Below are 20,906 nucleotides of genomic sequence, written 5' to 3' on the forward strand. Positions count from 1 at the left end.
ATGGACCACCCTGTCAAGCCGCAAGGCTGCACCAACCTGAAGCTGCGCCAGCTGATGCGGCGGGTGGCCCAGCACTACGACGCCGAGGTCGGCAAGTCGGGCCTCAAGACCACCCAGTACTCGCTGCTGTCGTATGTCTGCAAGCTCGGCCCGCTGCGCCCGGTGGACCTGGCGCGCGAGTTGAAGCTGAGCGCCTCGACCCTCAGCCGCAACCTGCAGCCGATGATCGCGGCGGGCTGGCTCGAGATGCTCCCGGGGCAGGACGCGCGCAGCCGGCTGGTGCAGGCCACCGGGGCCGGCCGCGACAAGCGCCAGGAGGCCCAGCGCCGCTGGCGGGTGGCGCAGGAACAGCTGAACGCGATGCTGGGCATCGACAGGGTGGTGGCGCTGCACGCGCTGCTGGACGAATGCAGCGGGCGGCTGGCGCCCGCGCAGGAGCAGGAGAACGACGATGAATGAAGCGACGCGCCGCCATGCGGCCTGGCTGGTGCTGCTGGCGGCGGCCGGCACTTTCGCCCTGACGATGGGCACCCGGCAGACCATGGGCCTGTTCCTGTCGCCGTTGAACACGGCGACCGGCCTCGGCCTGGCGAGCATCAGCCTGGCCTTCGCCTTCGGCCAGCTCTGGTGGGGCCTCACGCAGCCGTTCGCCGGCGCGGTGGCCGACAAGGTCGGTGCCGGCCGCGTGTTGCTGGCGGGCGCCGTGCTGGTGGCTCTGGGCACCTTCCTCACCCCCTACATGACAAGCACCCTCGGCCTGGTGTTCGCGGTGGGCATCCTGGCCGCCGGCGGCGCGGGCATGGCCGGCCCGGCCGTGCTGATGTCGGCCACCACCCGCCTGATGCCGCCCGACAAGCGCGGCCTGGCCACGGGCGTGGTCAATGCCGGGGGCTCGACCGGCCAGTTCCTCCTGGCCCCCGTGGCCGCCTTCCTGATCGAAGGGGTCGGCTGGGTGGCGGCGCTGCAGGTGATGGCGCTGCTGGTGCTCCTGTCGCTTCCGGCGGCGCTGGTGCTGCGCGGCAGCGCGCGGCACGCGGCGCCGGCCGGCCAGCAGGCGGTCGGCACGCGACAGGCGGTGGGGCAGGCCCTGCGCCATCCGGGCTTCCTGCTGCTGGCCGCTGGCTTCTTCGTCTGCGGCTTCCACGTCGCATTCCTGGCGACCCACCTGCCCGGCGTGGTCGCCGCCTGTGGCCTGGGCACGCAGTGGGCCGGCTGGGCGGTGGCGGTGCTGGGCCTGTTCAACATCGTCGGCAGCGTCGGCATGGGCTGGGCGGTCGGGCGCTGGCGCATGAAATCCCTGCTGTCGCTGATCTACTTGGTGCGGGCCGTGGCGATCGTGCTGTTCCTGCTCGCGCCCAAGACCGGGCCGGTGGTGCTGCTGTTCGCGGCCGTGATGGGCGCGAGCTTCCTGTCGACCGTGCCGCCCACCGCAGGCCTGGTGGCCAAGTTCTTCGGGCCCGCCAACATGGCCACGCTGTTCGGCGTGGTGATGCTCACCCACCAGGTCGGGGGCTTCCTGGGCGCTTGGCTGGGCGGCACCGTGTTCCAGGCCACCGGCAGCTACGACGCGATCTGGATCGCCGACGCGCTGCTGGCCGTGGCGGCGGCGCTCGTCCATCTGCCGATCCGCGAGGCGCCGGTGGCGCGCCCGCTGGCCGCCGCGCCCGCCTGACGGCGGGCCGCATCCTCACGATGGCCCGCTCAGCCCGAGGAAGGTGTCGAGGATGTGGAAGTGGTCGTCGTGCAGCTGGGCCTCCAGCGACGTCAGCTGCGCCTGGGGCACCCACTGCGCCGCGGCGGCGTCGTCGCCGCCCTGCACCGGCGGCGGCTCGGCGTCGCCCAGCTCGAAGAAGAAGGCGTGCGTGACGATCCGTCCACGCTGGCTGCGCTCCGGATGGTCGAAGATGTGGACCCGGCGCAGCCGTTGCTGCATCTCGCGCCGGGACAGGGGCAGCCCGGTTTCCTCGACCAGCTCCCGCAGCGCCGCCTGCAGCACCGGCTCGCGCGGCTCCAGGAAGCCGCCCGGCACCGCCCACAGTCCCTTGCCCGGCGAACGGCCGCGCCGCACCAGCAGCACGTGCCCGCCCGCCCGCACCAGCGCATCGACGGTGACCAGCACCACCGGGTAGGGCGCCACCGACCAGGCGCGCTTCTCGGTGGCGATCTGGCGCCAGTCGTCGCGCACGATGGCAAAGCGTTCGCTGTCCGCCCAGTCGCGCAGGAAGGCCCGTGCGTCGGCCGGCAGGTGCTGCGACGCCGCCGGCAGCGCACGCACCGGGTCGGCCGACGCGTACAGCTGCTCCAGCCAGGTCGCGGCCAGGGCGTCGCCGTCCTCCGGGCCGATCGTCTCCAGTGTCCAGCCGGCCGGCAGGTCCTGTTCGTCGAGCGGCGGCGCTCCGGCCACCAGCCAGGCGACGCGCTGCGCGCCGCTGGTGTGCAGCGCCATGTCGCGCAGCAGCCGGTGGTCGTCCCAGCGCTCGCGCAGCGGCAGCACCTCGACCCGCTCGCGCTCGGCCGGTGCCAGGGCGGCCAGCAGCATGCGGGCGCGCTCCTCCCAGGCGAATGGACTGGCGGGCGAGGGCGCCATGTGGGCGCGGCGGATGAACACGGCGCAGCGCGGCGCGCGGGCCAGCGCCGCGCGGACCAGCGCGAGCTGCGCGGTGCCCGGCAGCAGGAAGCGGGCGGTGCAGACGGCCAGCGCCGGCCGGTCGCTCACCGCGCGATCACCTGCAGCGCATCCAGTGCCGGGTCGACCACGCCGTGCGACATCCAGAACCGCGCGTTGCTGTCCGGATCGGGCTCGCACAGGTAGATCTCGCCGGCCGGACGGCCGGTGATGCGCAGGCCGCTGGCCCGCAGCATCGCCTCGCAGCCCGCGTGGTTCGGCACCCACCAGTTGCTCGGATCACCGGCGAACTTGTGCTCGATGAACGCCATCTTCGGCCAGCCCGGGTCCAGCAGCGGTTCGCGCTCGGTGATCGGATGGTCGGCGGTGTCGGGGTAGACCGTCTCGCCGGGCATGGTGAGCGTCTGGAACACGAGCCGGCGGCGCGTCTTGCGCGCGAGCACGTCCAGCGCCAGCATCGGATAGCGCAGGTGGTAGAAGACCCCCATGAACCAGACCAGGTCGAACGACTCCTCCAGCCGGGCGACCTCGTACACGCCCATGTGCCGGAACTCCACCTGCTGTTCCAGCCCGTACACCCGCGCCGCCCAGCGGGCCTGCGCCAGGTAGAGCTCCTCGACGTCGATGGCCAGCACCGACGCGCCGCGCCGCGCCAGCTCGAAGCTGTAGAAGCCGGCGTTGCAGCCGACGTCCAGCACGCGCCAGCCGCTCAGGTCCTCGGGCAGGTGCGGCGCGATCTCCAGCCACTTGAAGCGCGGGAAGTCACCGCCCAGGAAGTGGTTCGGCACCGTCTCCACCCCGCCGGGCAGGTGCAGGTTGTGGAACCACGGGCCCAGGCTCTCGATCTCGCGCCGCAGCGCCTCGGTGTCGACGGCTTCGTCGTGCCCCTGCATGTCCATCCCGCATCACCTCCCGATCGCGTGGTACTCGAAGCCCTGCTCGCGGATGGCAGGGTCGTACAGGTTGCGGCCGTCGAAGATGATCGGCTGGCGCATCACCTTCTTCAGCGTCTCGAAGTTGGGGCTCTTGAAGGCCGCCCACTCGGTGACGATCACCAGGGCGTCGGCGTCGCGCACGCACTCGATCGGCTTGTCGGCATAGCGCAGCCGGTCGAGCATCGCGGTGCGGCCGGCGAAGTCGTGTTCCAGCACCTTGCGCGCGTGCGCCATCGCCACGGGGTCGTGGGCCATCACCTGGGCGCCGCGCTCGAGCAGGGCCTTCAGCACGATGCGGCTGGGCGCCTCGCGCATGTCGTCGGTGTTGGGCTTGAACGCCAGCCCCCACAGGCCGAACAGCATGCCGCGCAGGTTGGTGCCGAAGCGCGCGTTGATCTTCTGCACCAGGATGTGCTTTTGCGCCTCGTTCACCGCCTCGACGGCCTCGAGCACGCGCAGGTGGCGCCCGTGGGCCGAGGCCGTGCGGATCAGGGCCCGGACATCCTTCGGAAAGCAGCTGCCGCCGTACCCGGTGCCGGCGTAGAGGAAGCTGTAGCCGATGCGGCCGTCCGACCCCATGCCCTTGCGCACCTGCTCGATGTCCAGCCCGACCTCGGCCGCCAGGTTGGCCAGCTCGTTCATGAAGCTGATGCGCGTGGCCAGCATCGCGTTGGATGCGTACTTGGTCAGCTCGGCCGCCTTCAAATCCATCGACAGCACGCGTTCCTGCACGCGGTTGAAGGGTGCGTACAGGCGCAGCAGCAGCTCCCGCGCGCGTTCGCCGGCCGGCCCCGGGTCGGTGCCGATGACGATGCGGTCGGGCCGCATGAAGTCGTCAATCGCCGCGCCTTCCTTCAGGAACTCGGGATTGGAGGCGACGGCGAACGCCTCGGGGCCGTGAGGCAGGTTGCGCGCCAGCAGCGCGTCGGCGATCGCGCCGCGCACCCGGTCGCCGGTGCCCACCGGCACGGTGGACTTGGTGACCACCAGCTTGAAGCCCTGCATGTGGCGGCCGATGCTGTCGGCCGCCGAGAGCACCTGGCTGAGGTCCGCGCTGCCGTCCTCGGCCTGGGGCGTGCCCACGGCGATGAACTGCACCTGCGCATGGCCGATCGCGGCCATGGTGTCGGTCGTGAAGCGCAGCCGGCCTTCGGCGCAGTTGCGCTGGATGACCTGCTCCAGGCCCGGCTCGTAGATCGGGACCTGCCCCGCGTTGAGCAGGTCGATCCGGCGCGGGTCCAGGTCGAGGCAGACGACGTCGTTGCCGACGTCCGCCAGGCAGGCCGCGGTGACCAGGCCGACGTAGCCGGCCCCCATCACGGTGACGTTCATGGTGCCGACTCCAGTTCGCGTTCGAAGGCATGCGCGACCAGTTCGGCCGCGCGATGGGCCGAGGTGTGCTCGGCCAGGATGCGCGCGCGGGCGCGCTCGCCCATCTGCCGGCGCTCGTCCTCGTGCATGCCGCGCAGCACCGCCAGCACCTCGGCCGGCCCGTCGGCCAGCACGATCTCGCGCCCGGGTGCCAGCAGCGTCTCGATCCCCGCCCAGCGGTCGCTGATGATCGGGGTGCCGCAGGCCGCCGCCTCGAACAGGCGCACGCTGGGCGACCAGCCCGCGGCGATCATGTCGGCGCGCGTGATGTTCAGCGTGAAGCGCTGGCGGTTGTAGAAGCCGCGGTGCTCGGCCGGTGGCAGGTGCGGCCGGTACTCCACGTTGCCGGGCCAGGCGATGTCGGCCGGGTACTGCGGCCCTGCCACGATGAAGCGGCCGGCGCTCCACTCGCGCGCCGGCTGCAGCAGCAGGCGGTCGACGCCGGGCTGGCGGTCGTCGCTGTAGGTGCCCATGTAGCCCAGGTCCCAGGCGGGGGCCAGCGGCTCGGGGAAGTACAGCTGGGGATCGACCGAGCAGTACAGGACCCGTGCCCGCGGGGACCCGAACTCGTCCTCCAGCCGGCGCAGCGTGGGGCCGCCGGTGAAGGACAGGTAGAGGTCGTAGCCGGCGATCTGCTGCGGGCGCAGGTACTCGTGCTCGCCGCGGGCGAGCTTGGCCAGCGTCACCGGTGTGTCGATGTCGTAGAAGGCGGTCACGCCGCCGGCTTCGCGCTGCACCCAGTCGCCCACCTCGGCGCCCTGCGGCACGTAGGAGCCGACCAGCACCAGGTCGGCCGCCCGCACCGCCTGGGCGAACCGGTCGTGCAGTTCGTCCAGGCTGCCGTACAGCTCGGTTCGGCCCCAGGGCGGGCGCGGCATGTCGCGGTTGGACGCGTACCAGGGCTGGTCGCGCTCGAGGAAGAGCACGTCGTGGCCGGCAGCCACCAGTTCGCGCACCAGTGCACGGAAGGTCGTGGCGTGGCCGTTGCCCCACGACGAGGTGATCGACAGCCCGAGGATGACGATGGAACGCGCCGTCATGCGGCCACCTCCGCCGCCTTCGGCACGGAGGCTGCGCGGCCGGCCAGGATGGCGTCGAGCTGCGCGGCACGGTGGTCGTAGGTGTGTTCGGCCAGCACGCGCCGGTACGCGGCCTGGCCAATGGCGCGTGCCGTGGCCGCATCGAGCGTGCGCACGTGCTGCGCCACCTCCTGGCCGCTGCGTGCCACCAGCATCTCGCGGCCGGGCTCGAAGAACTGCTCCAGCCCCTCCCACGCGTCGGTGATGAGGCAGGCGGCGGCGCCGGCGGCTTCGAACACGCGGGTGGCGGGCGAGAAGCCGTAGCGGGCCATGCTGTCGCGGCTGATGTTCAGCACGGCCAGCGGCGTGCAATTGAACGCGTTGTGGTCGGCGGTGTAGACGTGGCCCAGGTAGTGGACGTTGGCCGGCATGGGCTTGTCGCCCCAGCCGCTGCCACCCAGCAGGAAGCGGCGATCGGGCAGGCTCGCGGCCGCCGACAGGAAGAACTCCTCGACGCGCGCCTCGCGGTCGGGCAGCCGGTTGCCCAGGAAGCCCAGGTCGCCCTCGAAGCGAGGCTGCGGCGGCGCCGGGAAATGCGTGCTCGGGTCGAGCGCGTTGTAGATCGGGATGCAGTCGCGCGCGCCCAGCGCGCGGTAGGCGCGCCGCACCGGCTCGCCGCCGCCGTAGGTCAGCACCATGTCGTAGCGCGGCACCAGCCGGCGCAGCGGGTCGGTGGCGTCGGCATTCATCCTGTCCAGTGTCGCCGGCGCGTCCACGTCCCAGAACACCACCAGCGTGCCCGGCCCCTGGAGGTCGAGCACCGCGTTCTCCAGCAGTTCGTCGTGCACGCCGACGCCGCTGGCCTTGACCACCAGGTCGGCACCGCGCGCCTGCTCCACCGTGGCCAGCACCTCGGCCTCGGACTGCGCGGAGTACACGACCACCTTCGCCCAGGTCGGGTCGGCGATGTCGCGGTGCTTCTGGCGGTCGAAGGCGTCCGGCTCGTAGAAGGTGACCCGGTGGCCGCGCTCGTGCAGCGCGCGGACGATGCCGCGGTAGTAGGTGGCGGCCCCGTTCCAGTAGGCCGAGACCAGGCTGGAGGCGAAGAAGGCGATGTTCATCCCTGATGTCATGCTCGGACCTTTCTTGTGGTGTTCCGGGGCTCGCGCAGCTGCGCGTAGATGTCCAGCAGTTCGTCGACGCGGTGCGCGCAGCTGTGGCGCGCGAGGATGGTGCGGCGGCCGTGGTCGGCCAGCGAGCGGGCCAGCGCCGGGTCGTTCAGCACGGCGGCGAGGTGCTCGCGCATCTGGCGGCCGTCGCGGGCCACCAGGAAGTCGGTGCCCGGCTCGAACAGGCCTTCGCAGTCGTCCCAGGGCGCCGACACCAGCGGGATGCCGCACGCGAGCGCCTCGAAGACGCGGATCGTCGGGATGCCCGGCAGCGCCTGCACGTAGGGCCGCCGGGGAACGTGCACCGTCACGCCGAACCGCGCGAACACGGCCGGGGCCTCGTAGTTGGGCAGCCAGTTGCCGTAGGCGATGCCGGCTTCGCGCAGGCTGGCCAGCGCGTGCTCGGGGTAGCGCACGCCGTGCACGCGCGCCTTCAGGCCCAGCGCCTTGACCGGCCCCAGCAGGAACTCGTGCAGCTCGGCCGTGCGCTCCTCGTCGCCCCAGTTGCCGATCCACACCAGGTCGCCTTCGCGCGTGCGCGCCGGCAGCGGCTTGAACATGCGGGTGTCGGCCGCCTCGTGCCAGGTCCAGGCGCGCTCGCACCAGCCGTGCTGCCGGTACAGGTCACGGATGACGGAGCCGAACGCCAGCACGCCGTCGTAGTGGCGCAGGTCGTAGCGCGCCATGCTCTCGGGCTCGGTCACGCTGCGGTGGTGCGTGTCGTGGAACAGCAGCTTGTAGTGTCCGTTGGCGTGCCGGTGCTGGCCGATGCGCTTGACCAGTGCGTGGTCATTCCACTCGTGCACCAGGACCAGGTCGGCCTGCGCCAGGGCGGCGTCCAGGTCGAGCCGGTCCAGGTCGTAACTGCGGCTGTGCAGATGCGGGTAGGCCTGTGCGAACCCCTCGATGGGGGCCTGGCCGTGCTCGGCCACCAGGTTGCGCACGCTCCACGCGTCGGCCGGCTCGTAGACCTCGACGTCGTGGCCGCGCGAGAGCAGGTCACCGCAGATGCCACGCAGGAAGTGCGCGTTGCCGTGGTTCCAGTCGGAGACCAGCGAATGGCAGAACAGGATCACGCGCACTGCAGTTCCTCCTCGGGCGTGGGTTGGAAGGCGCTCGAGAGGCCCGCATAGGCTTCCAGGCAGGCAGCCAGCATGCGGTCGGTCGAGAAGGCCAGCGCGCGCTGGCGGGCGGCGGCCGCGAGCCGGCTGCGCTCGTCCGGCCGCTGCACCAGCCGCTGCAGCGCGGCCTGCAGGGCCGCGTGGTCGTCGGGCGGCACGAACACGGCCGCCGGGCCCCACACCTCCCGCAGCGAAGGAATGTCGCCCAGCACGAGCGCGCAGCCGGACAGCGCCGCCTCCAGCACCGACAGTCCGAACGGCTCGTAGCGCGCGGGCAGGGCATAGATCGACGCGCGGCCCATCTCGCGCGCCAGGTCCTGCGAGGGCAGTTCCCCCAGCAGCTGGACGGCGGCAGGCAGCCGACGCTGCCCGTCGGGAGCCGTGCACGAGCCCGCCACGCGCACCGGCCAGGGCAGCGCGGTGGCGACGGCATCCAGCGCGGCCAGGTTCTTGGCCTGGTCCCAGAAGCGGCCCGCCGAGAACACCGCCGGCTCCTTGGCGCCGGGCCTGAACAGCGCACCGGTGCGTCCGTTGGGCAGCACCACGCCGCGGAAGCTGGCGCCGTAGTTCGGCACCAGGGTGTCCAGCATGGCCTGCGTCGGCGCCGCCACCAGGTCGGCACCGGCCAGGCCCGCGGCGACCCGGTCGCGGTAGCCGGACCACTCGGCGGGCGCAGGTTCGCCATGCACGGCCTGCCACCACGACAGCACGCACGAATGGGCGACGACGAGCTTGGGGGCCTGGAAGGGCAGGGCGCCGAACGCGAACTGGTTCAGGTGCACCAGCTGCGGCCGGACCTCGCGCTCCAGCGCCAGCAGCCACTCGCCGGCGCGGTCGACGTCCTGCCACGGGTCGGCCATCCACTCGAGGCGGAAGGCGCTCTCGTGCAGCACGACGCCGGCATGGCGGGCCAGCTGCTGGCGCTGGTCCGCCCGCAGGGGGGCACCCATGGTGGCGAGGTGGACGGCATGCCCGCGGCGGCTGAGCGCACCGGCAAGCTCGACGGCATAGGTCCAGACACCACCGACCGTGTCGGCGGTCATCAGCACCCGGGTCGGCGGCTCACCGGCCATAGATGCCGTCCATCACGGTCGCGACCTGCAGCAGCGACTCGATGCCAGCTTCGTAGCGCGCGCCGCCCTGCAGGCGGCGTGCCCAGTCGACCACGGCGCGCCCGCCCCAGGCATCCGGCGGCTCGGCGAGCACCGTGGTGCGCGTGCCTTCGTACTGTTCGGCCACGAAGTCGAAGAACGAGCCGTTGCGGTTGCGCATCGACGCGCCGCCGCGGCTGCCGTGGAAATGCGCCTCGATGACGGCATCGCGGCCGGCCGAGATCTCCCAGGAGCAGGCCAGGCGCACCACGGTGCCGCCGGCCAGGTCGACCTGCGCGACCGCGTAGTCCTCGACCTCGCCTGCATTCGGCGCCAGCGGCCTGCCGCGCGCATAGAGCCGGCTCGACACGTTCTGCACGCCGGGCGAACCGAGCACCCACAGGGCCAGGTCGACCAAGTGCGTGCCCAGGTCGATGGCGCAGCCGCCGCCGGCCAGCTGCATGTCGCGCGCCCAGCCCTTGTTCGGCCCGTAGGCGTTGTGGAACACCAGGTCGACCGCGTAGACCTCGCCGATGCCGCCCTCGACGACGCAGTTGCGGATGCGCCGCATCGCGTCCGTGTGCCGGTACGACAGGTCGCAGCCCAGCAGCCGGTCGGCGCGGCGGGCGGCGTCCAGGATGGTCGCGGTCTCCTGCGCGGTGCGGGCCAGCGGCTTCTGGCAGAACACGGCGAGACGCCGCTCCAGCACCTGCAGTGCCTGCGCGGCGTGCAGCGCGCTCGGGGTGGCGATCACCACGCCGTCGAGCTCATGCGCGAGCAACTGCTCGAGCGTGTCGACGGTCGCGGCGGAGGCGGCGAGTTCGCGCACCTTGGCCTTTGCCCCGGGCGAGGGATCGGCAACCGCCACGACCTCGCAGGCCTGCTCGTCGAGCAGCGCCTGCAACCGGTGCTGGCCGATCCAGCCGAGGCCGAGGAAGCCCAGGCGGGGGAGGCGTTGCGTGCTCATGCGGTCACCAGCGCTTTCATGAAGCCTTCCGGCCGGGTGCGGGTGAGTTCGAGCGCCTCGCCCAGCCGGTCCAGCGGCAGGCGGTGGGTGTAGAGCGGCTCCGGGTCGAGCACGCCCTGCTCCATCAGCGCCACCGCTTCGCGCATGCCCTCGATGTAGGCGCGCGGATCGCGCTCGTGCGCGTTGATGACGTCGATGCCGCGCCAGTTCCACAGCTGCACGTTCACCTGCCGCATGCCGTCCTGGTGGTAGCCGGCGATCACCAGCCGGCCGCGGATCGCGGTGAGTTCGCTGGCCAGCTGCAGCGGCCACTCGAGCCCGGTCGCCTCGATGACGCGCTCGCACCACTGCTCGCCGGTGAGCGCCTTGACCTGTTCGATCACCTTCCAGTGGTCGTCCAGCACGATGGTGTGCTGCGCGCCGAAGCGGCGCGCGAAGTCCAGCGAATCCTGGCGGCGCGACAGCGCGATCACGCGGGCGCCGGCGTGGACGGCCAGCTGCGTGAGCAGCGCGCCGAGGAAGCCGATGCCCACGATGGCGACGGTCTGCCCGGCGCGGATCTCGCTGCGGCGGAAGATGTTGACGGCGCAGCCGAGCGGCTCGCCCGGCACCGCCTTGCCGGCCAGCGAGTCGGGCAGCCGCACCGCGGCGTCGGCCTTGGCGACGTCGTACTCGGCGTGGGCACGGTAGCTGAGCGCGGCGACCCGGTCGCCCGGCGCGAAGCCCGTCACGCCTTCGCCCACCGCCGCGATCCGGCCCCAGCCTTCATGGCCCGGGCCGCCGGCGGCCTGGGGGTAGCTGAACCACTCGCGGCCTTCCCAGACCGGCAGGCTCGAGGCGCAGACGCCCGATCCCTCGAGCCGCAGGAGCACTTCACCGGGACCGGGTTCGGGACGCGGCGCGTCCTGGAGGTCGGCCCGGCCGGGGGCGGCGATCACGCATGCCTGCATCGTCGTCGTCCCTTCGGTCAGTGCGCACCCACGGCGTGCAGCGCCGCGCTTGCGGTGCCTGCCGTGCGGTGGGTCTTGAGCCAGTCGTAGAGCCGGCCGATGCCGTCGGCGGCGCGCACGCGCTGCTTCCAGCCGGTGGCGGTCTCGAAGGCGCGGGTGTCGCTCACGTAGTAGCGCTGGTCGCCCGTGCGCCAGGCGTCGAAGGCCGTGGCCGGCCGCACGCCGTGCAGCGCCTCGATCCGGTCGAGCAGGTCGAGCAGGCTGATCGCGTTGGACGGGCCCCCGCCGATGTTGAACGCCCGCCCGGCGATCTGGTCGGCGTTCTGCTCGGCCAGCAGGAAGGCCTGCACCAGGTCGTCGATGAAGAGCACGTCGCGCACCTGCTTGCCGTCGCCATACAGGGTGATCGGCTCGCCGCGCAATGCGCGCAGGATGAAGTGGGCGACCCAGCCCTGGTCTTCGGTGCCGAACTGGCGTGGGCCGTAGATGCAGCTCATGCGGAACACCGCCGTGGCCAGGCCGTAGCTGCGGGCGTAGTCGAGCACGTACTGGTCGGCCGCGCCCTTGGAGCAGCCGTAGGGGCTGTGGAAATCCAGCGGCCGCGCTTCCGACACGCCGCGCGCGCGCGTGGCCAGGTTGGTGGGCTGGTACTGCTGGCCCGCCGGCTGCAGTTCGAGGTCGGCCAGGTCGCCGTAGACCTTGTTGGTCGACGTCATCAGCATGAAGGGCGGCACGGGCCGGGCACGCACCGCCTCCAGCACGTTGAACGTGCCCTGCGCGTTGACCAGGAAGTCGTCGCGCGGCTTGTCGAGGCTGGTGGTCACCGCCACCTGCGCGGCGAAGTGGAAGACCTGGGTCGTGCCCGCGACGGCGCGGTTGACGGTGGCCTCGTCGCGGATGTCGCCGACCACCACCTGCAGGCGGTCGAGGTGCTGGTCCCGCAGCCACTGCAGGTTCTGCTCGACGCCCGGCCGCGTGAGGTTGTCCAGGATGCGGACCTTGCGGCCGGACGACAGCAGGCGCTGGGCCAGGTTGCAGCCGATGAAGCCGGCACCGCCGGTGATGAGGGACAGTTGCTCGGACATCAGGACGCCTCCAGGGTGCGCGCTGCGGGCTGGGCCGGGGCCGCCGCGGTCATACGGTCAGCCCCCGGGCGCTGAGCTCGGCACTCGCCTGCGCCACGCGGTCGACCGCCGCCTGGCCGGCCAGCCAGGCCGCCAGCTCGGCCATGCCGTCGTCCAGCGTGACCTGCGGCTGGTACCCCAGCACGCGCTGCGCCTTGCCGATGTCGGCGAAGCAGTGGCGGATGTCGCCGACCCGGTACTTGCCGACGATCTCGGGCTGGATCTGCTCCTTGCCCAGCACCTTGGCCAGCCGCGCCGCCACGGCCTGCACCGTCTGCGGACGGCCGCTGCCGATGTTGAACACGTCGCCTGCCGCCTCGGGCTTTTCCAGCGCGAGCCGGCAGCCGCGGGCCACGTCGTAGACGCTGACGAAGTCGCGCTGCTGCAGGCCGTCCTCGAAGATCTTCGGGGCGCTGTCGTTGAGCAGGCGCGAGGCGAAGATGGCGAGCACGCCGGTGTAGGGATTGGACAGCGCCTGGCGCGGGCCGTAGGCGTTGAAGAAGCGCAGCGCCACCGCGGGGAAGTTGTAGGCGCGCCCGGCCAGCAGGCACATGCGCTCCTGGTCGAACTTGGACAGCGCGTACACCGACGCCAGCGCTGCGCTCTTGGTCTCGGGCGTGGGCACCGGGGCGAGCACGCCGCCGTGGCCATCGGCCAGCTCCCATTGCGCGCGCTTGAGCTGCTCGAGGCTGCGCTCGCCGCCCTCGCGCACCTGGCCCGCGGTGTCACGGTACAGGCCCTCGCCGTACAGGCTCATGCTGGAGGCCACGACCAGCTTGCGGCCCGGCTCCTCGATCATGGCCTCGAGCACGACGGCGGTGCCCAGGTTGTTCACCCGCGTGTAGTGCGCGAGCTCGTACATGCTCTGGCCCACGCCCACTGCGGCGGCGAAGTGGAACACAGCGTCCACGCCCTTGAGCGCCTTCTGCACGGCCTGCTTGTCGCACACGTCCCCGACCATCAGTTCGACTTCCGGACTGAGGTAGTCGGGCCGCCGGCGTTGTTCACCGTGCACCTGCGGCTCGAGGCTGTCGAGGACGCGCACGCGATAACCGTTGGCCAGCAACTCATCGGCCAGATGCGATCCGATGAATCCGGCGCCTCCCGTGATCAGGACATGCTGCATGTTGGGTTCTTCCTTCTAAGTACCTGAGGAATGTTATGTGTTCCATCTCGGAGGCGGGGCCGATTGCAAACACATCAGAAGAAAAAAATTTGCAGTGTCGAGCAGGAAAACTGCAAGGTCGCGTCACGTGCGCTTGTACGATGAAGCAAGCGCTGAGAAGGCGTTCAAAGGAGAGATGCATGTCGAAAATCAGGGTGGCCCTCATCGGTGTCGGCAACTGTGCGTCGTCGCTGGTGCAGGGCGTGCAGTTCTATCGAAATGCCGAGCCGCACGAGTTCGTTCCGGGACTGATGCATGTCGAGCTCGGCGGCTACCACCCGCGCGACATCGAGTTCACCGCCGCGTTCGACGTGAGCGCGCACAAGGTCGGGCTGGATCTGTCCGAGGCGATCGTCGCCGAGCCGAACAACACCATCCGCTTCGCCGAGGTGCCGCCGCTGGGCGTGAAGGTCAGCCGCGGCATGACGCACGACGGGCTGGGCAGCTACCTCAAGGACGTGGTGCCCAAGTCGACCGCGAGCACCGACGACATCGTCGGCATCCTGAAGGCCACCAGGACCGACGTGGTGGTCTCGTACCTGCCGGTCGGCTCGGAGATGGCCACCAAGTGGTACGTGGAGCAGGTGCTGGAGGCGGGCTGCGCCTTCGTCAATTGCGTACCTGTGTTCATCGCGTCGCAGCCGTACTGGAACAAGCGCTTCGCGCAGCGGCGCCTGCCGATCATCGGCGACGACATCAAGAGCCAGGTCGGGGCCACCATCGTGCACCGCATCCTGACCGACCTGTTCCGCAAGCGCGGCGTGCGGCTGGACCGGACCTACCAGCTCAATTTCGGCGGCAACACCGACTTCCTCAACATGCTCGAGCGCGAGCGGCTCGCATCCAAGAAGGTGTCGAAGACGCAGGCGGTGACGAGCCAGCTGGGCAATCCGATGAAGGACAAGGACGTGCACGTCGGCCCGAGCGACTACGTGCCATGGCTGGAGGACCGCAAGTTCTGCCACATCCGCATGGAAGGCACCGGCTTCGGCAACGTGCCCATGAGCTGCGAGGTGAAGCTGGAAGTGTGGGACTCGCCCAACTCGGCCGGCGTGGTGATCGATGCGATCCGCTGCGCCAAGATCGCACTGGACCGCGGGATCGGCGGCGCGCTGAACGGACCGTCCAGCTATTTCATGAAATCGCCGCCGCTGCAGTTCACCGATGACGAGGCGCGGGAGCTGGTCGAGGCCTTCATCCGCGGCGACACCGGTCCGGTGACGGCCGACGCCGACGACAGCGCGCCGGTGCTGGCCTCGACCCCGATGGACGACGCCGCGGTGTCGCGGGCCGCCACGGATCCCGCCACCCCGTCGCCCACCACCTCCAAGCAGAAAGCCGCCTGACCCGCCATGATCGAAGCCGTCAAGTTCTGGAACGAACCGAACAACAAGTCGCACTGGGACCTGGAAGTCGACCCCGAGTGGGTCCGCTTCGCCGAGATGGTCCGCCTGGCAGGCGCGGCCGTGCGCCAGGAGAGCCCCTCGCTGACCCGCGTGCTGGGCGGCATCTCGCCGATCGATCCCGCATTCATCCAGCGCCTGCAGGCGCTGGGCGCGCTGGAGCAGATGAATGCCGTGGCGGTGCATGGCTTCCCGCTGGACTGGAACCACTGGCAGATCGACGAGTGGCCGCAGAAGCTGGCCGAGATCCAGGCCGTGACCTCGCTGCCCGTGTGGGTGACGGAAGTCGGCGTGTCCACCTTCGGCGCGGAGGAGGTGCAGGAATGGGGCCTCAAGCGCACCGCCGAACTGCTCGTGGGTAGAGCGCCGCGCATCCACTGGTACTCGCTCTACGACCTGCCCAAGGCCTGGCCGGCGACCACGCGGCATCGCGAGGCGGAGGGCTCCAGCTACTACCGGCACTTCCACATGGGACTGCTGCGCGAGGACGGCTCGCCCAAGCTGGCCTGCCGCCACTTCCATGAGTTCGCGCCCGAGCTGGGCATCTGCCAGTGGTTCCACTTCGAGGACCACCGCCTCGACGACGCGGTGCGCTGGCTGCGCCAGCTGGGCGTGCGCAAGCTGCGCACCGGACTGTCGTGGGCCGACAGTTTCCGCCCGAACGCGGACGCCTGGTTCGACCGCCAGATGCTCGCGCTGGACGAGTTCGACGTGACGCTGACCTTCTGCTTCACGCCCGAGCACCGCGGCCTGCAGCCGCACCACACCAGCGCGCCGCAGGTGCCGCAGGAATACGCGGAGTTCTGTGCGCGCATGGTGCGCCGCTACGCGCCCGCGCAAGGCGCGGCCGTCGACGCCGCGCCGGTCGCCGGCAGCCTGGCCGCGCTGGCGTGACCACTTTCCTGTTCGTGCGCCACGCGGCGCACGACTGGCTCGGCCGTGGGCTGGCGGGCCGCATGCCCAGCGTCTCCCTCAATGCCCAGGGCTGGCTGCAGGCCGAAGCGCTGGTCGGCCGTCTGGAGCCGCGCCCGGTGCATGCGATCTACAGCAGCCCGCAACCGCGCGCACGCCAGACCGTCGGCGCCCTGGCGGCCCGCCGGCGGCTCCAGGTGCAGGTCGAGCCGGCGTTCGACGAGATCGACTTCGGCGAGTGGACCGGGCGCGAGTTCGACAGCCTGCGCGACGATCCTGGGTGGCAAATCTGGAACGCGCGGCGCAGCACCGCGTCGCCGCCCGGCGGCGAGGCGTTCGAAGCCGTGCGGCGGCGCGCGATGGCGGGCGTGGAAGCGCTGCGCCTGCACCATCCCGACCGCACCGTGCTGGTCGCCTCGCATGCCGACGTGATCAAGGCCGTGGTGGCGAGTGTGCTGGGCCTGTCGCTCGACGCCCTGGAGAGCTTCGAGGTCGCGCCGGCGTCGCTGAGCGTGGTCGAGGCGGGAGAGGGCTGGCGGCAGCTGCGGCTGCTCAACAGCCTCGCCAACTAGTTCTCGCAGCCCGGCCACCGCCAGCGCCGCCGTACACCCCGACACAACTCCAACCGGACAGACATCGGCCGTTTGCAGCTCGACCGTTATAACCGGGGCAGTCCAACTCGAGGAGCCTCGCCATGACCGCTGCCACTTCCACCCCGCCGGCTGCCCCCGCCGCCACCTCGCTGCGCGCCGTGCCGCGCGCGGTGTGGGTCGTCGTCGGAACGCTGTCGCTGATCACCGCGGGCCTGGCCGGCGCGCTGGTGTCCCGCTGGGCTGCGCCCGAGGCACCCGCCGCCGCGCCGGTCGCGGCGCTCAGCACCGTCCCGGCGGCGGCCCCGGCGACGACACCGGCCGGGGTGGCGCAGCTGCAGCCCGCTCCCACCGCACCCGCCACCCCGATCGCCCAGCCGGCGCCCCAGGCGCATGCGGCCGTTCCGGTCCACAAGCCCGCCCCGGCGCGGCCCGCGCCGGCGGTGCAGCATCCCGTGCAGGCCGCGGCGCCCCAGCCCGTGCCTGCCGTGGTGCCCACGCCGGTGGAGACCACCCGCGCCGCCGTGTGCGCCAGCTGCGGCACGATCGAATCGGTGCGCGCCGTGCAGGAAAAGGGTGAGGGCAGCGGCCTGGGTGCCGTGGCTGGCGGCGTGGTCGGCGGCCTGGTCGGCCACCAGTTCGGTGGCGGTAACGGCAAGACCGCGATGACGGTGCTCGGCGCGGTCGGCGGCGGCCTGGCCGGCCACGAGGTCGAGAAGCGCGCCCGGGCCACCACGGCCTACGACGTGCAGGTGCGCATGGAAGACGGCAGCGTCCGCTCCTTCCGCCGCGCCGAACCGATGGCGGTCGGCACGCGCGTGACGGTCAACGGCAACGCCCTGCGCGTGATGAACCAGGGCTACGGCGCAGGCGAGCCGCGCACGCTGCGCACCAGCGCGCCGACCGGTTCGGGCGCCTGACCTGCGGCGACCTAGGGCCGTTCAGGTCCGTTCGTCCTGGCGGTCCTGTTCGCGGTAGGCGTCGTCGATCTGCTGGGCGAGCGTGTCCGGCTCCGTGGCCTGCACCAGCACGCCGACCTCGGGATCGTCGGTGTGCAGGGCACCGACCTTCTTGGCGATGTTCTCCAGCAGCAGGAGCATCTTGGAGTTCTCCTGCTCCGCCAGCAGGTTGATCTGCAGGTCCAGCTGGTTGCGCCGCTCCGAGACGCGCATCTGGTAGTTCTGGCTGATCAGCACGAAGGACATCAGGAAGATGCCTTCGGCGGACGCCCACAGCGTCAGCAGCGTGAAGGGGTAGGGATCGGGCGGCTGGCTGGCGAACCAGGTGTTCCAGACCATCCAGCCGGCAAAGCCGACGGCATGCCCGATGGAAAAGCCGATGTGGCCGCAGGCGCGCGCCACCAGGTCCGCGAACTTGTCGGACAGGCTGCTGCGCGCCGTCTCCAGCTGGTCCAGCTGGCGCATCGCCTGCACATTGGCACGTGTCACGTCCGCCACGCTGCGCGCGGATTCGTCCAGCCTGGGGCGGTTGCCGGTGTGGGCCTGCATTCAGGACATCGTCGCCAGCGCCGGGGCGTTTCCGGGTAGGAGCTCGCCGCGCCTGCCCGTCGGGTCCGACAGGAGCTGCAGCCCGCGGGCCACCCGGCCGACGAGACTGGCCCAGTCGCCCGGGCGGCTCTGGCGCCACAGCCGCATCGCCGGGTACCAGGGCGAGTCCGAGCGGTCGTCCATCCAGCGCCAGTCGGCGTCGTGCTTGAGCAGGAGCCAGGTCGGACGCCCCAGCGAGCCGGCCAGGTGCGCCGGCATTCCATCGACGCACACGACGAGGTCCAGGTGCCGCATGGCAGCGGCTGCATCGACCACCGACGTGGTGCGGTCCCACAGCGGCTCGATCGGCCAGCCGGCCGCCGCGGCCTGCAACGCTGCCGGGCCCTGCTGCAGCCCGAAGAAGCGCACATGCGGCAGGTCGAGCAGCGTCCGCAGCTGCGCGAGCGGGATCGAGCGGCTGGGGTCCCACTCGCTGGCGGCCCACAGCAACCCGACCCGCAGGCGGCCGTCGCTGCGCAGGGAACGGTCGAGATCCGCGAACGGCGACGCGGCAGCCGTGTCGAACGGCAGCGGTGGCGGCAGCGTGTCTGCGCTCGCGCGCAGTGCATAGGCCAGCTCCATCACCTCGACCTCGAGCTCGTGCGCCGGCCAGTCGGGCCCGCGCCAGCCGTTGTGCACCTGGCCGATGCCCGGCACCGCGCGCAGCAGCTCGACCAGGGGCGGCTGCACCATCACGTGCAGCTCACGGGCACGCGCCGCGACCGCCGGCAGGAAGCGGGAGAACTGCAGCGTGTCGCCCAGGCCGTGTTCGCAGCGCACCAGCACGGAACGGCCGTCGAAGGGCGAGCCGTCCCACACCAGGTGGTGCGCCTCGCGCACGAAGCCCGCCGCGTGCTGCGCGCGGCGGCGCGGCAGCTCCAGGCGGTCGGTCTGTCGCCAGGCGCCTTCCCAGTCGCCGGCGCGCATCGCCGCCAGCCACCGGGCGCCGACCTCGTGCGGCGTCGTTGCGTCCATCGCCCTGCGCTCAGTGGCCCGCGCGCAGCAGCTCGTCGAAGTACGCGATCGTGCGCACCAGTCCTTCGTGCAGCTGGACCTGGGGCTCCCAGCCGAGCGTCTCCTGGGCCAGGCCGATGTCGGGCCGGCGCTGGCGCGGATCGTCCGAGGGCAGCGGCCGGTGCACGATCGGCGATTTCGAATTGGTGATGTTGATCACCTGCTCGGCCAGCTGGACGATGGTGAACTCGCGCGGATTGCCCAGGTTGATGGGGCCGGGCAGCGGGCCGTCGTGGCGCATGAAGCGCACGAAGCCCTCGACCAGGTCGTCCACGAAGCAGAAGCTGCGCGTCTGCAGGCCCTCGCCGTACAGGGTGATCGGCTCGCCGCGCAGCGCCTGCACGATGAAGTTGCTGACGACCCGCCCGTCGTTCGGGTGCATGCGCGGGCCGTAGGTGTTGAAGATGCGCGCGACCCGCACGTCCACGCCGTACTGGCGGTGGTAGTCCAGGAACAGCGTCTCGGCGCAGCGCTTGCCCTCGTCGTAGCAGCTGCGCACGCCCACGGGGTTGACACGGCCCCAGTAGGTCTCGGGCTGGGGATGGACATCGGGGTCGCCGTAGACCTCGCTGGTGGACGCCTGGAAGATGCGTGCGCCCACCCGCTTGGCCAGGCCCAGCATGTTGATCGCACCGTGCACGCTGGTCTTGATCGTCTGCACCGGGTTGTGCTGGTAGTGCACCGGCGACGCCGGACAGGCGAGGTTGTAGATCTCGTCGACCTCGACGATCAGGGGCACGGTGACGTCGTGCCGCATCAGCTCGAACCGCGGATGGTCGAGCAGGTGCTCGATGTTGCGGCGCGTGCCGGTGAAGAAGTTGTCGACGCACAGGACCTGGTGGCCCTCCTGCAGCAGGCGTTCGCACAGGTGGCTGCCGAGGAACCCGGCGCCCCCCGTCACGAGGATCTGGCTGCATCCGTTGTATCTGCGCATTGCTGGCGGCTCCCTGGTTCGCTGACCCTGCAGAGGTTTATAGAGAAAGCGGGCTCGGCCGTGGGGCGTTCGCCTCCGGCAGAGCTCACTTTTTTGTAGCGGAGCGTTCCCATGGCCGGGTTCATCCGTGGAGTTGTCCACGGATCGCGCCGGAAGAGCCGCCCGCGCAACCCGCTGAGCTTGGAACGCAGAGGCAGGACGCTACAACGCGGGCATGGCTCTGACGCATGAATCCATGGCCGGCGTGGCGCGCCGCAAGGCGCAGCTGGCGCGGGAGAAGGTCCGCAGCGCGGAGGACGAACTCGTGGCCGCGAACGAGGCACTGAAGGCTGCGATCCCGCGGCGCGACGTCGATGCGATCGCGCAGGCGGCCGAGCGCACCGCGCATGCCGAAGGCGAGGTGCGGGAAGCCGCGCACGATCTGGAGGTGGTCGACGAACTGCTCGACGAGGCGGCCGAACCGAGGCCCGTCGCCGTGCACTCGGGCGAGGGGCTCAGGAGCCTGCTGGCGCTGATCCAGCGCCGCCGCTAACGCCGGCGCACAGCTGCAGGGTGCGGGGGTCGGGGCCCTGCCGGAGCACGTGGGCCAGGCAGCGGGGAAAGAGCGGCTCGTCGGGCGCGGCCAGCTGGAACAGGGTGAGGCACGAGCGCAGCTTCAGGTCGTCCGGGCTGCCCAGGATCGCGGGGCCGCTGCCCGGCGGATGGGCCAGCAGCAACTCGCAGCATTCGCGCAGCCGCGGCCCCAGCACCCGGTGCCGGAGATAGGCACGCGCTTCCTCGAGTGACGCGATGCCGTAGGTCCGGGCGGTCGCACTCGTGCCGAGCCCGCGCAGCTGCGGGAACACGAACCACATCCAGTGCGTGCGCTTGTGGCCGGCGCGCAGCTCGTCGCGCACCTGGCCGATCACGCCGGCTTGTGCCCGCGTGAAGCGTCGGAGGTCGAAGGCGTCGGCCGGCGCGGCCATCGG

Annotated in this window: 22 protein-coding genes; 7 read left to right on the plus strand and 15 right to left on the minus strand. The window is 71.4% G+C overall.

Annotated features, from left to right (window positions below):
- Both VFE82_RS05415 and VFE82_RS05420 read left to right on the plus strand, forming a co-directional pair.
- Positions 1 to 459, plus strand: coding sequence for a MarR family winged helix-turn-helix transcriptional regulator (locus VFE82_RS05415; RefSeq protein WP_324999221.1), 459 nt, complete (start codon positions 1 to 3; stop codon positions 457 to 459).
- Positions 452 to 1,672, plus strand: coding sequence for an MFS transporter (locus VFE82_RS05420; RefSeq protein WP_324999222.1), 1,221 nt, complete (start codon positions 452 to 454; stop codon positions 1,670 to 1,672). The genes VFE82_RS05415 and VFE82_RS05420 overlap by 8 nt, the downstream gene beginning before the upstream one ends.
- A 15-nt stretch (positions 1,673 to 1,687) precedes the next feature.
- Here the strand turns inward: VFE82_RS05420 and VFE82_RS05425 are convergent, their stop codons facing one another.
- From VFE82_RS05425 to VFE82_RS05475, 11 genes are read right to left on the minus strand one after another with little or no spacing between them, the layout of a single operon-like run.
- Complete coding sequence (locus tag VFE82_RS05425; RefSeq protein ID WP_324999223.1) at positions 1,688 to 2,716, minus strand: NUDIX domain-containing protein; 1,029 nt, start codon at positions 2,714 to 2,716, stop codon at positions 1,688 to 1,690.
- Positions 2,713 to 3,525: a TIGR04290 family methyltransferase gene (locus VFE82_RS05430; protein WP_324999224.1), complete on the minus strand. Its 813-nt coding sequence runs from the start codon at positions 3,523 to 3,525 to the stop codon at positions 2,713 to 2,715. Before VFE82_RS05430 ends, VFE82_RS05425 begins: the two co-directional genes overlap by 4 nt.
- Positions 3,526 to 3,531: 6 nt before the next feature.
- Positions 3,532 to 4,893 (minus strand): UDP-glucose/GDP-mannose dehydrogenase family protein, encoded by a 1,362-nt coding sequence (locus VFE82_RS05435; RefSeq protein WP_324999225.1) that lies wholly within the window; start codon positions 4,891 to 4,893, stop codon positions 3,532 to 3,534.
- On the minus strand, positions 4,890 to 5,972 hold the full coding sequence (locus VFE82_RS05440; RefSeq protein ID WP_324999226.1) for a CgeB family protein: 1,083 nt from the start codon (positions 5,970 to 5,972) through the stop codon (positions 4,890 to 4,892). Before VFE82_RS05440 ends, VFE82_RS05435 begins: the two co-directional genes overlap by 4 nt.
- Complete coding sequence (locus tag VFE82_RS05445) at positions 5,969 to 7,072, minus strand: CgeB family protein (protein ID WP_324999227.1); 1,104 nt, start codon at positions 7,070 to 7,072, stop codon at positions 5,969 to 5,971. The genes VFE82_RS05440 and VFE82_RS05445 overlap by 4 nt, the downstream gene beginning before the upstream one ends.
- Positions 7,073 to 7,080: 8 nt before the next feature.
- A complete protein-coding gene (locus tag VFE82_RS05450) occupies positions 7,081 to 8,202 on the minus strand; it encodes a CgeB family protein (protein WP_324999228.1) in 1,122 nt (373 codons plus the stop codon).
- The gene (locus VFE82_RS05455) at positions 8,193 to 9,284 is read right to left on the minus strand and encodes a glycosyltransferase family 4 protein (protein WP_324999229.1); all 1,092 of its coding nucleotides are present in this window, start codon (positions 9,282 to 9,284) and stop codon (positions 8,193 to 8,195) included. The genes VFE82_RS05450 and VFE82_RS05455 overlap by 10 nt, the downstream gene beginning before the upstream one ends.
- Positions 9,285 to 9,303: 19 nt before the next feature.
- Positions 9,304 to 10,299: a Gfo/Idh/MocA family oxidoreductase gene (locus VFE82_RS05460; RefSeq protein WP_324999230.1), complete on the minus strand. Its 996-nt coding sequence runs from the start codon at positions 10,297 to 10,299 to the stop codon at positions 9,304 to 9,306.
- On the minus strand, positions 10,296 to 11,237 hold the full coding sequence (locus VFE82_RS05465) for an MDR/zinc-dependent alcohol dehydrogenase-like family protein (protein WP_324999231.1): 942 nt from the start codon (positions 11,235 to 11,237) through the stop codon (positions 10,296 to 10,298). Before VFE82_RS05465 ends, VFE82_RS05460 begins: the two co-directional genes overlap by 4 nt.
- 29 nt (positions 11,238 to 11,266) lie before the next feature.
- Entirely contained in the window at positions 11,267 to 12,334 is a 1,068-nt protein-coding gene (locus VFE82_RS05470) for an NAD-dependent epimerase/dehydratase family protein (RefSeq protein ID WP_324999232.1), read from the minus strand.
- A 49-nt stretch (positions 12,335 to 12,383) separates the two neighbouring features.
- Positions 12,384 to 13,499 carry an SDR family NAD(P)-dependent oxidoreductase gene (locus VFE82_RS05475; protein WP_324999234.1) on the minus strand — a complete coding sequence of 372 codons (1,116 nt, stop codon included), beginning with the start codon at positions 13,497 to 13,499 and terminating at the stop codon, positions 12,384 to 12,386.
- A 179-nt stretch (positions 13,500 to 13,678) separates the two neighbouring features.
- Here VFE82_RS05475 and VFE82_RS05480 point away from each other — a divergent pair, with 179 nt between their 5' ends.
- The 4 genes from VFE82_RS05480 to VFE82_RS05495 all read left to right on the plus strand — a co-directional run bounded on the left by VFE82_RS05480 (position 13,679) and on the right by VFE82_RS05495 (position 17,363).
- Positions 13,679 to 14,884, plus strand: coding sequence for an inositol-3-phosphate synthase (locus tag VFE82_RS05480; RefSeq protein ID WP_324999235.1), 1,206 nt, complete (start codon positions 13,679 to 13,681; stop codon positions 14,882 to 14,884).
- Positions 14,885 to 14,890: 6 nt separating this feature from the next.
- Positions 14,891 to 15,835 carry a beta-xylosidase gene (locus VFE82_RS05485; RefSeq protein WP_324999236.1) on the plus strand — a complete coding sequence of 315 codons (945 nt, stop codon included), beginning with the start codon at positions 14,891 to 14,893 and terminating at the stop codon, positions 15,833 to 15,835.
- A complete protein-coding gene (locus tag VFE82_RS05490) occupies positions 15,832 to 16,425 on the plus strand; it encodes a histidine phosphatase family protein (protein WP_324999237.1) in 594 nt (197 codons plus the stop codon). The genes VFE82_RS05485 and VFE82_RS05490 overlap by 4 nt, the downstream gene beginning before the upstream one ends.
- A gap of 122 nt (positions 16,426 to 16,547) precedes the next feature.
- The gene (locus tag VFE82_RS05495) at positions 16,548 to 17,363 is read left to right on the plus strand and encodes a glycine zipper 2TM domain-containing protein (protein WP_324999238.1); all 816 of its coding nucleotides are present in this window, start codon (positions 16,548 to 16,550) and stop codon (positions 17,361 to 17,363) included.
- Between the two features lie 21 nt (positions 17,364 to 17,384).
- Here VFE82_RS05495 and VFE82_RS05500 read toward each other — a convergent pair whose 3' ends face one another.
- Genes VFE82_RS05500 through VFE82_RS05510 form a run of 3 tightly spaced genes read right to left on the minus strand, consistent with a single transcriptional unit; the run spans position 17,385 to position 19,938 of the window.
- Positions 17,385 to 17,951, minus strand: a complete 567-nt coding sequence (locus VFE82_RS05500) for a DUF1003 domain-containing protein (RefSeq protein ID WP_324999239.1) — start codon at positions 17,949 to 17,951, stop codon at positions 17,385 to 17,387.
- Positions 17,952 to 18,965, minus strand: a complete 1,014-nt coding sequence (locus VFE82_RS05505; protein WP_324999240.1) for a hypothetical protein — start codon at positions 18,963 to 18,965, stop codon at positions 17,952 to 17,954. It abuts the gene before it with no gap.
- 10 nt (positions 18,966 to 18,975) lie between these two features.
- Entirely contained in the window at positions 18,976 to 19,938 is a 963-nt protein-coding gene (locus VFE82_RS05510) for a UDP-glucuronic acid decarboxylase family protein (protein WP_324999241.1), read from the minus strand.
- 214 nt (positions 19,939 to 20,152) lie between these two features.
- On the opposite strand from VFE82_RS05510, the gene VFE82_RS05515 reads away from it, so the two are divergent.
- Positions 20,153 to 20,470 (plus strand): hypothetical protein, encoded by a 318-nt coding sequence (locus VFE82_RS05515; protein ID WP_324999242.1) that lies wholly within the window; start codon positions 20,153 to 20,155, stop codon positions 20,468 to 20,470.
- Here VFE82_RS05515 and VFE82_RS05520 read toward each other — a convergent pair.
- Positions 20,433 to 20,903, minus strand: a complete 471-nt coding sequence (locus VFE82_RS05520) for a DUF1810 domain-containing protein (RefSeq protein WP_324999243.1) — start codon at positions 20,901 to 20,903, stop codon at positions 20,433 to 20,435. The genes VFE82_RS05515 and VFE82_RS05520 overlap by 38 nt on opposite strands.
- Positions 20,904 to 20,906: the final 3 nt, after the last annotated feature.

Source organism: Ramlibacter sp., from assembly GCF_035655895.1.
GTDB lineage: Bacteria > Pseudomonadota > Gammaproteobacteria > Burkholderiales > Burkholderiaceae_C > Ramlibacter.

Excerpts from the sequence above, each read along its gene's own strand:
- VFE82_RS05455 (WP_324999229.1), bottom strand. The coding sequence starts at position 9,284 with ATGACCGCCGACACGGTCGGTGGTGTCTGGACCTATGCCGTCGAGCTT.
- VFE82_RS05420 (WP_324999222.1), top strand. The coding sequence starts at position 452 with ATGAATGAAGCGACGCGCCGCCATGCGGCCTGGCTGGTGCTGCTGGCG.
- VFE82_RS05500 (WP_324999239.1), bottom strand. The coding sequence starts at position 17,951 with ATGCAGGCCCACACCGGCAACCGCCCCAGGCTGGACGAATCCGCGCGC.
- VFE82_RS05470 (WP_324999232.1), bottom strand. The coding sequence starts at position 12,334 with ATGTCCGAGCAACTGTCCCTCATCACCGGCGGTGCCGGCTTCATCGGC.
- VFE82_RS05515 (WP_324999242.1), top strand. The coding sequence starts at position 20,153 with ATGGCTCTGACGCATGAATCCATGGCCGGCGTGGCGCGCCGCAAGGCG.
- VFE82_RS05510 (WP_324999241.1), bottom strand. The coding sequence starts at position 19,938 with ATGCGCAGATACAACGGATGCAGCCAGATCCTCGTGACGGGGGGCGCC.
- VFE82_RS05445 (WP_324999227.1), bottom strand. The coding sequence starts at position 7,072 with ATGAACATCGCCTTCTTCGCCTCCAGCCTGGTCTCGGCCTACTGGAAC.
- VFE82_RS05460 (WP_324999230.1), bottom strand. The coding sequence starts at position 10,299 with ATGAGCACGCAACGCCTCCCCCGCCTGGGCTTCCTCGGCCTCGGCTGG.
- VFE82_RS05415 (WP_324999221.1), top strand. The coding sequence starts at position 1 with ATGGACCACCCTGTCAAGCCGCAAGGCTGCACCAACCTGAAGCTGCGC.
- VFE82_RS05475 (WP_324999234.1), bottom strand. The coding sequence starts at position 13,499 with ATGCAGCATGTCCTGATCACGGGAGGCGCCGGATTCATCGGATCGCAT.
- VFE82_RS05430 (WP_324999224.1), bottom strand. The coding sequence starts at position 3,525 with ATGGACATGCAGGGGCACGACGAAGCCGTCGACACCGAGGCGCTGCGG.
- VFE82_RS05520 (WP_324999243.1), bottom strand. The coding sequence starts at position 20,903 with ATGGCCGCGCCGGCCGACGCCTTCGACCTCCGACGCTTCACGCGGGCA.
- VFE82_RS05435 (WP_324999225.1), bottom strand. The coding sequence starts at position 4,893 with ATGAACGTCACCGTGATGGGGGCCGGCTACGTCGGCCTGGTCACCGCG.
- VFE82_RS05505 (WP_324999240.1), bottom strand. The coding sequence starts at position 18,965 with ATGGACGCAACGACGCCGCACGAGGTCGGCGCCCGGTGGCTGGCGGCG.
- VFE82_RS05480 (WP_324999235.1), top strand. The coding sequence starts at position 13,679 with ATGTCGAAAATCAGGGTGGCCCTCATCGGTGTCGGCAACTGTGCGTCG.
- VFE82_RS05440 (WP_324999226.1), bottom strand. The coding sequence starts at position 5,972 with ATGACGGCGCGTTCCATCGTCATCCTCGGGCTGTCGATCACCTCGTCG.
- VFE82_RS05485 (WP_324999236.1), top strand. The coding sequence starts at position 14,891 with ATGATCGAAGCCGTCAAGTTCTGGAACGAACCGAACAACAAGTCGCAC.
- VFE82_RS05495 (WP_324999238.1), top strand. The coding sequence starts at position 16,548 with ATGACCGCTGCCACTTCCACCCCGCCGGCTGCCCCCGCCGCCACCTCG.